Raw genomic sequence first — 11,981 nt, 5'->3', positions numbered from 1 at the left:
GACCTGTCACGGCCCGGATGCGGAGCGAGCTCTGCTCCGGGCCGGTCCTGCATCCCCAGGCTGATCGGGCGAGAGGATGGTGGAGCGACTAACCCAAATGGTTCGTTTTGTCAAGGGTGTTCTGTAAATGTTCCATATCTCGTCATTGCGAGCGCAGCGAAGCAATCCAGGCCCGCATGTGAGAGGCGCGCGGCCCAACTCTAGTGCGGGCCTGGATTGCCGCGTCGCCTGCGGCTCCTCGCAATGACGAGGAGGGTGGGAAAGCGGACGTCACGCTCGATCTATGCGTGCGGCGTAGCAGCCGCGTTTGGCGTAGTGGGCGTGGAGGTAGGCGACTGCGGGATCGGCGAGGAAGCGGGCGATCAGGGGTTCGATGGCGCGGCCGTCGATCAGATCGGCATCGATCATGTCGTGGTTAGCATCGAAGGCGCGCAGCGAGATCGGGCGGATGCGGATCGCGTGGGGGATGGTGTCGATTTCCGACCAGGCAGCCTTCGCGCCCTCGCGCACGAAGATGGCGTGGCTCGCGCGATACGGTGTGTCGGCGGGCTGGTGGACATGGTTGATCAGGATCGCATGTTCGCCGGGCAGCAGATCGCGCATCTCGACGCGATCGGGAAAGCCCGGCGCGGTATCGACGACGTAGCGGCGCGCGCCCTCCGCCGCGAGGTCTTCGTCCGACAGGCCGTAGAGGTGGCGGAAGGGGGCGGGATCGAGGCCGGAAAGGCGGAAGGACATGCGAGGCTCCATGCGGTGAGAGCCCGGATATGGCCCCGCACAGGCCAGCGCGCGTCCCGCTTCTTGTTGTCGAAATTCGCAGTGGCGAAGCGGCGTTCTCTGCTTTGACAGTGTGTCACGGGCTGGTTAGCCTCCCATCCCACGACGGGGCAAAGACTCTGCGGGAGATATGGATGGCTGAGGAAAAGAAGGTCGAGGACCGCTGGTTGCTCGTGGAGCCGATCAAGATCGGCCTGCTGGGGATGGAATGGCGCAAGTTCGAGCGCGAACTTCGGATGGCGTTTGACGAGGGCATCGAACGCAATCTGATCGATCGCCGGTACGAGTTCATCTTCGAGGATAATGCCGGCCTGCCGCAGAATACCGCGCATGGCGGCATTCAGGGCTTTCACCGGCTGTGCGATGCGGGCTGTGTCGCGGTGATCGGCGCGAACTATACCGACAGCGCGATCCCGCTGGTCGAACATGCCAATGCGCGCAAGGTGCCGATCGTCAGCATGTGCGGGACCGATCAGTTTCATGGCGAATATTGCTTCCGCGTCGGCAATGGCGATGTGGGCGACGAACCGGCCCTGATCGCCAGCTGGCTGAAGCGGCAGGGGCATAAGACGGTCGCGGTCGTCAGCCCCGCATCGCCGATCGGGGAGGAATATTTCTTCTTCCTGCGGCAGGAATGCCGGCGGCTGGGCATTTCGATCGCGGCCGTCCAGTCGGTGAACCTCAAGAGCGTCGATCTGGCGGGGACGTTCGCCAAGCTGCGCGATGCGAATGCCGATGCCTTGTGCTGGCTGGGCTATGGCGGGCTGGTCGTCTCCGGCGACGTGCGGCGCGGGCTGGAGGAGATCGGCTGGGATCCGCCGCGGATCATGTCGACCGCGTTCATGCAATATATCTGGGGCTTCGATCAGCTCGAAGGCTGGGTCGGCATCGATCAATGGTGCCCGGAAAATCCGCGGATGCATCTGTTCCACGAACGCTTCAAGGCGCGCTATGGCGAGGATCCGTGGATGTGGCCGAACGCGATCCCCGGTCTCGCCTATGACATGGCGGCGATCGTGGTGGAGGGGATCCACCGCGCGCCGATCATCAGCGGGCCGGGCGTCAAGAAGGGGATGGAGCGCATCCGCTGGATGCCGGCCGTCACCGGCGGGCCGAACACGCATATCTCCAGCGGCCCCTATGACCATCAGATGTTCAAGGGGGACTGGCTTCACTACGGGCTGGTGAAGGGCGGAAAGCTGGAATTTGCCGGGCTGTTCGAAGCGACCGACGATTACTAACCCATCGTCCTCACAAGTATTTACGTCACCCCGGACTTAATCGGGAATGATATACTTGACAAAGCAACCCTTCGCCAGTAGGTAGAGGGCATGGATATCACCGCGCCCCGCTTTACGAACGAAGACGCCGCCCGCGAGCATCTGGAAGCCCTGCGCTGGCCGGAAGGTCCGGTCTGCCCGCATTGTGGATCGCTGAACGCGAAGCGGCTCCCGGCGCAGCGTGGGCGTCCTTCAAAGGCTCACCCGGAAGGCGCGCTCCGCAAGGGTCTGATCCAGTGTAACGACTGCCGCGAGCAATACACCGTGACGGTCGGGACGCTGTTCGAAAGCAGCAAGATCGCGCTTCACAAGTGGGTGCTGGCGACGTTCCTGCTTTGCTCGTCGAAGCGTGGCATGTCGGGCCACCAGCTTGCCCGCATGTTGGGCGTGACGCAGAAAACGGCGTGGTTCATGTCGCACCGCATCCGCGAAAGCATGCGCCCGGTTGACGGCGAACCGCCGCTGGGTGGCGAAGGCAAGGTCGTGGAAGCCGACGAAACCTTCATCGGCGGCAAGGAAAAGAACCGCCACAAGAGCAAGCGCACTGGCCGTCGTCTTGGCGGTAGCTGGGGTAAGGAAACGGTGTTCACGCTTGTTGAGCGTGACGGTCGCGTCCTTTCAACTCACGTCCAGAGCGTCACGGCTGCAAACCTTCGCCCGATCCTCGTTGAGCAGATCGACAAGGCGACCCTGCTTTGCACCGACGACGCTGGCCAGTATCGCCACATGCACCGCGCCTTTAAGCATGAAATCGTGAACCACGGCGCGGAGGAATATGTTCGCGGCGTCGCCCATACCAACACGGTTGAGGGATTTTTCTCGATCCTCAAGCGCGGCGTTGTCGGCACCTACTACCACATGTCACCTAAGCATCTGCACCGCTACTGCGTGGAGTTCGACTTCCGCTACAACACGCGCAAGACCAACGATTTCGAGCGTTGCGAAATCGCGCTCAAGGGGATCGAAGGGCGCCGCCTTACCTATCGGCGGACTGACAACATCGCCGCCTAAGAAGGTCGGACCGCCACGCTCGATCGGTGAAAAGCGTAAACGCTACTTCCGCTGATCCTTTGGTTTCGGACTCGACTCTTTTGTCTCTTTGTGCGGCTTAGGCGGCGTGTTGAGCATGGTGCGCAGCACGTCGTCTGTCTGTTGATCGGCTGTCATGAATGATGATCCCTCCAGTGAAGCCTACTATCTGGCGCTAGGGCGCTTTATAGACCATTTCGCCGGCATTGAGCAGGCCTTCCATAGCTATCTATGGATAGAGACAGCCGTCGACATCTCGGTTCTGAAAGCGATTTTGCCCGATACTCGCATCGGCAACGTATCCAGCGCGATCCGGAAAATTTGGCTCTCAAAGGGGAAAGAGCCTCCAGCATTGTTCGAAAGAGCAATCCAGCAGGCCGGTATTCTCCAGTCAATGCGCAACAATATTTGTCATGTTCGCGGCGGCCTTACGGACAAAGGCTTGGTTATATCTAACATGGAAATAGCACTCCCGGGAAAGGGGGTGGAGCGGGTGGTGACTATTCAGGATCTAAATGATGCCTCGCATGATCTTAGAATAATCGGAGCCTGTCTCGCGGCCCTCTCTAGTGAGGCCACCCATCTACCGCCATCCGCCACGCTTCTTCCTTGGGATAAAATCGCGCTAACTCCATGGCGGTATAAACCACCGCAACAGCGTTCCAAGGATCGTAAAGATCAAAAACCGCCTCGCGGGCAGCGTCGCCAGCCCACTTCATAGCGTCGGTAATTTCAAACGCCGGCCTGTCGACTAAGGCGTTAATATCGCTAGATTGCTTTGTCAAGTATATCACTCCCGACTTAATCCGGGGTCCCGCTTTTGGCCGACGCTGGAAGAAGAAGCGGGACCCCGGGTCAAGCCCGGGGTGACGATCGAGGAGGGGAGGCCCCTTCGCTCGTCAGTAAACGTCCCGCCGGTACCGGCCCTGATCGATCAGGTCGTCGAGATTTTCGCGGTCGAGGATGCGGGCGAGGGTGGTGTCGACGTCGCCGGCCATGCCCGACAGGCTGCCGCAGACGAAGATCGCGCCGCCGGCCATGACCCAGCTCATCACCTCTTCGGCGGCGGCCTCGATCTGATCGGCGACATAGCGCGGGCCTTCGCCATCGCGCGAGAAGACGAGGTCGCAGCGTTCCAGGTGGCCGCTGGCGATCCATTCGGCGATCTCGTTGCCCAACAGGCTATCATGCGCGCTGTTGCGTTCGCCGAAGATCAGCCAGTTGCGCGTGCCCGCCGGCCGCGCCTTGATGTGCGCGCGCAGGCCGGCAATGCCGGTGCCGTTGCCGACGAGGATCATCGGGGTTTCGTCGCTGGGCGGGGCGAAGCCGCTGTTTGCACGCAGCCGCATGCCGATCGGCGCGCCGACCGGGGCCTGATCGCACAGCCAGCCCGATCCGAGGCCGAACGTGCCGTCTTCCAGTTCGCGCAGGCGCACGACCAGTTCGACGCCGCCGTCGGATGGCAGCGAGGCGATCGAATATTCGCGGTGGGGCAGGCTGGGCGCCTGTCCGCCGGTCAGGATCGGATCGGCGGGGCCGGGATAGATTTCGGCGATCGCGCCGGGGATCCATTCGGGCAGGTCGCCCTGCGGCTCCAGCCGGATATGCCAGACGGGCTTGCCCGCGCTGCCGGGGTTGAGATGATCGCGCCGTGCGAGCCGCCACGCGCCATATTCTGGCGGCGCCCAATCGGGTTCGGAGCGCGAGGCGCCGAACAGCCAGAGCTGCTGCTGCCAATGGTGGAGCGCACCGACATCGCCATTGTCGACCTCGACCAGATCGGTGAGCGGATGCGCACCCTTCGCGCGCAGGAAATGATCGAGCTTGTGGCCGAAGCCGCAATAGTGGGCGTAGCTGCTGTCGCCGAGCGCGAGCAGGGCATATTCGAGCCCGTACAGCGCGGGCAGATCGCGCTGCAGGAAGCGTTCGGCGCCGTCGGGGGCGTCGCCTTCGCCGGTGGTGCTGGCGATGATCAGGGCGGACTTGGCGCCTGCAATCTGATCGTTGGTGACGGTGGCGATCGGCAGGATGCGGGTGTTGACGCCCGCATCGCGCAAAGCGCGGCCGGTGCGCAGCGCCAGATCCTCGGCAAAGCCCGTCTGGCTGGCCCACAGGACGAGCGTTACCGGCTCGTTCGTATCGGCGACGGGCATATCGGCTGGCTCGGCCTCGCGGCGCTGGAAGCGCGTGCGGATATAGATGCCCAATGTGAGCGCGGCCCAGGCCGAGATGGCGGCGCCCGCCCAGGCGAATTGCTGAAATTCAACGTCCATCACGCGTCCAACATGGCACGCGCCGGTGCCGATAATATTTCGTTTCCGTCACAATCGCCCGATATCAACAGGCGCGCGGCCAGGCCGCGGCGTTCGGCATATTCGGCCGCCGCCGCCCGATCGAGGACGCTCAGCGCGGTCGCTTCGGCATCGGCGGTCATGCAGTCGGCGGCGATGACCGATGCCGATCCGGTGCCGCTGGCCGAAGGTTGGCCTGTGCGCGGATCGATGCTGTGAGGAAGGCGATTCTGTCCAATAGCATGGTGGCGACGATAATCGCCGGATGTTGCGACGCACAATCCACAAAGTGCGACGCGCAAGGCTTCGCATTCGATTTCAGGATGCGTTTCGAGCTCGACCCACCACGGCTGGCCATCGGGTTTCACCCCTTCGCCGCGCAATTCACCACCGATCTCGATCAGATGATTGGCGATTCCCGACTCGCGTGCGACCGCCGATAGGCGATCGACCGCAAAGCCCTTCGCGATGCCGGAAAAGTCCAGAAAGACGCCGCCCGGCTGACGGGCACGGCGGGCATCGCGATCAATCTCGATGCGGCGCCAGCCGGTCTGCGCGAGCGCGTCGGCAATCTCGCCGTCAGAGGGCAGGCGATCGACCGCGCCCGGGCCGAAACCCCAGATGTCGACCAGCGCGCCGGCGGTCGGATCGAAGGCGCCGCCGCTCGCCGCCGCAATGTCGAGCGCGGTCGTCAGCACGGTGAAGAAACGTTCGGGCAGGGTGAACCACGAACCCGCCGGCGCGGTGTTGAACCGCGAGATGAGCGAGGCGGGTTCCCAAGTGCTCATTTCGGCGATGATGGTCGCGAGTTCGCGCTCCATCGCGGCGCGGACGGCATCGGCTCCGGACGGGTCGGCCAGGACGAGCCGCGCCGACCAGCGCGTGCCCATCGTCGCGCCGCCAATGTCGACGACGTGGCCGTGCGGCATCCGGCGCGCGAGGACCAGAGGGTCCACGCGCGTCGGTATCAGCAGCCTTGGTTCGGCCTCCGTAAAGGGCGGAGGAGTAGTCATATCGGCAAGAATCAGGGGGTCAGAACCTCGATCGTCGCCGCATAGCTCATGCGACGCTCGGTCGCGCCCTGCACGGTCGGCGCGCCCTTGGCACTGGCGCCGAGCCAGTACATGCCGGCTTCCGGCCACTTGATTTCGACCACGCCGTTCGCATCGGTCGTCAGGCTGATTTCGCCGCGGGCATCGCGATAGCGCGTGCCGCCGGGGATCAGAGTGACGGCGATGTTCGCCGCAGGCTTGCCGTCCGCCAGGAAGCGGAACTTGGCAGGCTCGTCGGTCACGAAGTCGCTCATGTGGCCGACGGGTTCGAGTTCGAGGCCCTTGCCGGTCGGCTTGAACGCCGCGCCTTCGCTCGGCGCGCCGAGGGTGACGAAGCTTTCGACCCGCGACGACATTTCGTTGATGCGCACGTCGGTGGCATCGGCCGGGATCGACGATGCGATCTTGTCCGGCGTGATGTCACGCGGGAGGCGCTTCATCTCGCCATTCTGCTTGTAACCACCCATCACGCCACCGCCGGTGTTCGTGATCTTGTAGGTGCCCTGCTGCGTCAGGTGCAGATCGAAGCTGCTGCGCTGCTTGGACGTCACGCCGCCTTCGACCGCGACTTCGCTGCCGTCCGGCGCCCACACCTTCACATTGGTGAGCGGGGCGGGGCGTTCGGGTGCGAACAAAGCCTCCGATACGCCGACGTCGATCGTGACCCAGGCGTCCTGCCCGTCGGCCATCGTGCTCGACGGCAGGATCCACGGGTGATGCGCCTGCGCCGCGCCCGACATGGCGAGCATCGAGACGGCGCCGAGCGCCGCCAATATCCGCGTCTTGATCATGGTTGGTCCTCCCCAGCTTATTTCTTGACGACCGCGGTGACGGCGCCGAGTTCGTTCGTGCCGCTCGCCTTGGCGGTGCCGCCGGCGAGGTTGATCGGCAGGCGCACGACTTCGCGGCCGCCGCCTTCGCGCGATGCTTCGACGACGAGGTCATACTTGCCGACCGGCAGGTCGCCGGTGTTCAGCGTCACCTTCGCCGGCCCCGGTGCGTGGGTCGCGCCGCTGATGCCGTCGGCCGGCAGCTTCATCGTGCGGCCGCCCTTGCGCCACCAGGTGCGCATTTCGTTGACCCACTTGGTGCCGGCATTGTTGCGCTTGCCCAGATCATACCAGACCGCGAGCGTCTTCGGCGCGACGGTGCCGCCCGGCTGTTCGACGAAGATCGCCACATAGGGCTTATGATATTCGGCGACCGTGAGCTTCGGGATGGTGACGGTCAGGTCGATCGTGGCGGCGGTCGTCACGGTCGCGGGCGCCGCGACGGCGATGCCGGTGAGTGCGAGGCTGTAGGAAAGGCGCATCGACGAGATTCCCCCTTAGTGAATGAACAGGATGATGATGAGCATGGGCACCAGCAGGCCGAAGCCCACCAGCGGCCAGGTGCTGGGACGGCGGCGCGCATGCATCTGCAGCAGCACCAGGCCGGTGATCGAAAACAGCAAGGCGGCGACCGCGAAGATATCGATGAACCAGGCCCACGCCTTGCCGGTGTTGCGGCCCTTGTGGAGATCGTTCGCCCACGCGATCCAGCCGCGATCGGTGCGTTCGTAGCTGACGTCGCCGCTCAGCCGGTCGATCGACAGCCATGCGTCGCCGCCGGGGCGGGGCAAGGGCAGGTAGATTTCCTCTTCGGACCATTCGGCGTCGGCCGACGCGGGCAGGCGCGTGCCGATCTTCTCCGCCGCCCAGGCGCGGACGTCTTCGGGAAGCGGGGCCTTGGTGCCGTCGGGCTTGGCGGGCAGCGACTGGAGCAGGGGCGCGGGCAGGACGGCCGATTTCTGAACGCTGCTGGGGCTCGCATCGATATCGGCGGTGTGGTTCAGCGTGATGCCGGTGAAGGAGAACAGCACCATCCCGATCATCGAGACGGCGGCGCTGATCCAGTGCCAGCGGGTCAGATGCTTCAGCCAGAAGCCTCGGCGGGCCTGCGCGGCGAATTCGTTTGCTTTGGGATCGGCAGGCTGAGCGGACACGTTTGGCGGAATTCCAGTCTGGAGTCTCGCCGCCTTAGGGCGAGTCCGGGCCGTTCGCAATAGTTTTGATAATCATTCTCATTTGCGGAAGCTGCGACCGGCAGTGCCTATTTGCTGTCGAGCCGCCATACGCCATCCCACGATGCGGGCGGGGCGGCCTCGATCCGGTCGAGCCGGGCTAGCATCTTGAGCGCGGGGGCGTCGTCCACGCAGGCGGCGAAGGCTACGCGCGCGCCGGCCCAGTCGCCGGCGCGATAGAGCCGTATCGCTTCGGCATAAGCGGTGTGGAGCGCAAGGCGATCGGCGGGGAGATCGCCCGCCATCGCCGCCAGTTCGTAGATTGCGACCGGTTGTTCGCGGCCGACGACGCGGACCACGTCGATCTCGCGCGTCACGATCGCGTCGCCCGCCAGATCGCGGGTCGCGGCGTCGATCAGGATGCGGGTGCCATAGACCTTGTTCACCCCCTCCAGCCGCGAACCGAAGTTCACCGTGTCACCCATCGTGGTGAAGCTGCGCGCATGATCGGAGCCGACCGATCCGACGACGACTTCGCCCGTCGCGATGCCGATGCGGATGTCGATCGCGGGCAGATCGCGCCGCATGCCGACCAGATCGGGAATGTCGGCGCGGAAGCGATCGAGCGCCGCCAGTTGATCGAGCGCGGCGCGGCAGGCGAGTTCGGCCTGCGCATCGGCCTCGACGAAGGGCGGCACCCAGAAGGCCATGATCGCATCGCCGATATATTTGTCGATAATCCCCTGCCGATCGCGGATGCACGCGGACATGGCGCTGAAATAGGCGTTGATCAGGCGGACGAGCGTGGCAGGCGCGAGCCGTTCGGACAAAGGCGTGAAGCCGGCAATGTCGGAGAAGAAAACGGTCGCGACCTGCTTTTCGCCGATCGTCGATCGATCCGCCTCAGCGCCGACCAGCCCGGCGACGACGCGCGGATCGACATATTGGCCGAAGGTGGCGGTGATCCGTTCCTTCTCGCGCAGGCCCACGATCATCTCGTTAAAGGCGCGGGTGACGTCGCCGATCTCGTCGGCGGTCGTGACGGGGATTTCGGCGTCGAGCTGCCCCTGCCGCACGGCATGCGCGCCCGCGTGAAGCCGGCTGATCGGGCGGGTGAGCCCGCGCGCGACCGCCCAGGCGAGCATCAGCCCGACAAGGCCCGCCGCGCCGATCAGCAGGAAATTGGCCTGCATCGCGCGCTTCTGATTGTCGCCGACGATGAGCGCGCCGGCGGCGACGAAGCCCTCGATCTCATGGCTGACCGCGCCGGTGACGCGTTGAATGTCGGCGATACGCAGCCGCGCCTCGGCGCGGGCGGTCTCCTCGCCCCGGCACACACGCTCGGTCAGGTCGCCCAGCAATTTGTGGCTGGCGGCGAGTTCGTCGAGCATCGGTTCGAGCCGGGCGAGTTCGAGCTTGTTGCGCTCAAGAACGGCCATGCGCGCCGCCTTCGATCGATAGGTGCGCGCCTGTGCGATCAGTTCGTCGCTGGTGGCGAGGCGGCGGCGGACGACCTTCGCGCATCCCGGACCGGCGGGATAGGGCGCGCCCAGTTCGGCCGTCATAGCGCTTTCGACCTCGGCGATCGTGATCGCCATCGGGAACAGCGCGTGGTTGAAGGTGCGCAGTTGCAGATGCACCTGTTCGGTCAGCCGGCCCGACCAGACAGCCGCCATCGCCATGACGATCAGCAGGACGACCGCCACCCCGAAAATCTTGACGCTGATAGACCTGAGCAGCACCGCCATGCCCGATCCCCTCCGCCGCCGACTATTCGTTGCACGGCCGTAATTTGCAAGCCGACTATATCCCTCCTCCCCCGCTAGGGGGAGGTGGCGCCGAAGGCGACGGAGGGGGCGGGCGGCGGCCACCTCCAGATCATCGCTGACCTCCCCCTCCGTCAGCTTGCGCTGACACCTCCCCCTGGCGGGGGAGGATGAAGATGAAGTCAGATATAAAGATATCTTTATATTTGCATTTGCTGCCCCGGCTCTCTATTCGGGGCGCCATTCCGCCGGGCGAGCCATGCCCGGTGCTGTCCCGAGGAGACGACCGTGGCCACCGCCGCAGCTACCGACTTCAACGATTATGTCATCGCCGATCTGAGCCTGGCCGAGTTCGGCCGCCGCGAGATCGAAATCGCCGAAACCGAAATGCCGGGCCTGATGGCGCTCCGCTCCGAGTTCGGCGCTTCGCAGCCGCTGAAGGGCGCGCGCATCACCGGCTCGCTCCACATGACGATCCAGACCGCGGTTCTGATCGAGACGCTGGTTGCGCTGGGCGCCGAAGTGCGCTGGGCGACCTGCAACATCTTCTCGACCCAGGATCACGCCGCCGCCGCCATCGCCGCTGCGGGCATCCCCGTCTTCGCGATCAAGGGCGAGAGCCTGGCCGATTATTGGGACTATGTCGGCGACATCTTCAACTGGGGCGCCGGCACGGACGGCCAGACCGCCAACATCATCCTCGACGACGGTGGCGACGCCACGATGTTCGCGCTGTGGGGTGCGAAGCTCGAAGCCGGCAAGACGCTGGGCGAGCCGGAAAATGACGAGGAAGTCGAGTTCCAGCGCGCGCTCAAGGCGTTCATCGCCAAATATCCGGGCTACCTGACCGAAACGGTCAAGAACCTGCGCGGCGTTTCGGAAGAGACCACCACCGGCGTCCACCGCCTGTACGAGATCGCGAAGAAGGGCGAGCTGCCCTTCCCCGCGATCAACGTCAACGACTCGGTGACGAAGTCGAAGTTCGACAACCTGTACGGCTGCAAGGAATCGCTGGTCGACGCGATCCGTCGCGCCACCGACGTCATGCTGGCCGGCAAGGTCGCCTGCGTCGCGGGCTTCGGCGACGTCGGCAAGGGTTCGGCCCAGTCGCTCCGCAACGGCGGCGCGCGCGTGATGGTCACCGAAATCGATCCGATCTGCGCGCTGCAGGCCGCGATGGAAGGCTTCGAAGTCGTGACGATGGAAGAGGCCGTGACCCGCGCCGACATCTTCTGCACCGCGACCGGCAATGCCGACGTGATCACCGCCGAGCATATGAAGGCGATGCGCCCCAACGCGATCGTCTGCAACATCGGCCACTTCGACAGCGAGATCCAGATCGCCGCTCTGTCGAACTATGAGTGGACCGAAGTGAAGCCGGGCACCGACATCGTGAAGTTCCCCGACGGCAACCAGATCATCGTGCTGGCCAAGGGCCGCCTGGTGAACCTGGGCTGCGCGACCGGCCACCCGTCGTTCGTCATGTCGTCGAGCTTCACCAACCAGGTGCTGGCGCAGATCGAACTGTGGACCAAGCCCGGCCAGTACGCGAACGAAGTGTTCGTCCTGCCGAAGCACCTCGACGAAAAGGTCGCGGCGCTCCACCTCGAAAAGCTGGGCGTCAAGCTCACCAAGCTGACCGAAAAGCAGGCGAGCTACATCGGCGTTTCGACCGAAGGCCCGTTCAAGCCGGATCACTATCGCTACTGATCCAGCAGCGATCGCAAGATCAGAAGGGCGGGGCTTCGGCTCCGCCCTTTTTCGTTAGGTGGCGATTGTGTGTG

Annotated in this window: 11 protein-coding genes; 4 read left to right on the top strand and 7 right to left on the bottom strand. The window is 64.5% G+C overall.

The genetic code is table 11. The annotated features are described in order from the left end of the window. Positions 1–270: 270 nt before the first annotated feature. Positions 271–738, bottom strand: coding sequence for a DUF1203 domain-containing protein (locus EOD43_RS23350; protein WP_127746829.1), 468 nt, complete (start codon positions 736–738; stop codon positions 271–273). Between the two features lie 173 nt (positions 739–911). Here EOD43_RS23350 and EOD43_RS23345 point away from each other — a divergent pair, with 173 nt between their 5' ends. The 3 genes from EOD43_RS23345 (at position 912) to EOD43_RS23335 (ending at position 3,807) form a co-directional block, all read left to right on the top strand. Beyond that, positions 912–2,018, top strand: a complete 1,107-nt coding sequence (locus EOD43_RS23345; protein WP_127746828.1) for an ABC transporter substrate-binding protein — start codon at positions 912–914, stop codon at positions 2,016–2,018. 90 nt (positions 2,019–2,108) lie between these two features. After that, the gene (locus tag EOD43_RS23340; RefSeq protein WP_127746827.1) at positions 2,109–3,068 is read left to right on the top strand and encodes an IS1595 family transposase; all 960 of its coding nucleotides are present in this window, start codon (positions 2,109–2,111) and stop codon (positions 3,066–3,068) included. 154 nt (positions 3,069–3,222) lie between these two features. Beyond that, a complete protein-coding gene (locus EOD43_RS23335) occupies positions 3,223–3,807 on the top strand; it encodes a hypothetical protein (RefSeq protein WP_127746826.1) in 585 nt (194 codons plus the stop codon). Between the two features lie 178 nt (positions 3,808–3,985). On the opposite strand, the gene EOD43_RS23330 is transcribed toward EOD43_RS23335, so the two are convergent. The 6 genes from EOD43_RS23330 to EOD43_RS23305 form a co-directional block, all read right to left on the bottom strand. Next, positions 3,986–5,359, bottom strand: coding sequence for a sulfite reductase subunit alpha (locus tag EOD43_RS23330; RefSeq protein WP_127746825.1), 1,374 nt, complete (start codon positions 5,357–5,359; stop codon positions 3,986–3,988). Next, on the bottom strand, positions 5,359–6,333 hold the full coding sequence (locus EOD43_RS23325; RefSeq protein WP_164857423.1) for an FAD:protein FMN transferase: 975 nt from the start codon (positions 6,331–6,333) through the stop codon (positions 5,359–5,361). Before EOD43_RS23325 ends, EOD43_RS23330 begins: the two co-directional genes overlap by 1 nt. 68 nt (positions 6,334–6,401) lie before the next feature. Next, the gene (locus EOD43_RS23320; protein WP_240653483.1) at positions 6,402–7,220 is read right to left on the bottom strand and encodes a DUF4198 domain-containing protein; all 819 of its coding nucleotides are present in this window, start codon (positions 7,218–7,220) and stop codon (positions 6,402–6,404) included. A gap of 17 nt (positions 7,221–7,237) precedes the next feature. Then, complete coding sequence (locus tag EOD43_RS23315) at positions 7,238–7,741, bottom strand: DUF2271 domain-containing protein (RefSeq protein WP_127746823.1); 504 nt, start codon at positions 7,739–7,741, stop codon at positions 7,238–7,240. A gap of 15 nt (positions 7,742–7,756) precedes the next feature. Continuing rightward, positions 7,757–8,413 (bottom strand): PepSY-associated TM helix domain-containing protein, encoded by a 657-nt coding sequence (locus EOD43_RS23310; RefSeq protein WP_127746822.1) that lies wholly within the window; start codon positions 8,411–8,413, stop codon positions 7,757–7,759. A 107-nt stretch (positions 8,414–8,520) separates the two neighbouring features. Beyond that, entirely contained in the window at positions 8,521–10,179 is a 1,659-nt protein-coding gene (locus EOD43_RS23305; protein ID WP_127746821.1) for an adenylate/guanylate cyclase domain-containing protein, read from the bottom strand. Positions 10,180–10,485: 306 nt separating this feature from the next. On the opposite strand from EOD43_RS23305, the gene ahcY reads away from it, so the two are divergent. Continuing rightward, complete coding sequence (gene ahcY, locus EOD43_RS23300; RefSeq protein WP_127746820.1) at positions 10,486–11,907, top strand: adenosylhomocysteinase; 1,422 nt, start codon at positions 10,486–10,488, stop codon at positions 11,905–11,907. The last annotated feature ends 74 nt before the right edge of the window (positions 11,908–11,981 follow it).

The sequence above is a fragment of the Sphingomonas crocodyli genome (assembly GCF_004005865.1).
Taxonomy (GTDB): Bacteria; Pseudomonadota; Alphaproteobacteria; order Sphingomonadales; family Sphingomonadaceae; genus Rhizorhabdus; species Rhizorhabdus crocodyli.
The sequence above is the reverse complement of the archived record's forward strand: the minus strand, read 5'-3'. Positions and strand labels throughout refer to the sequence as shown.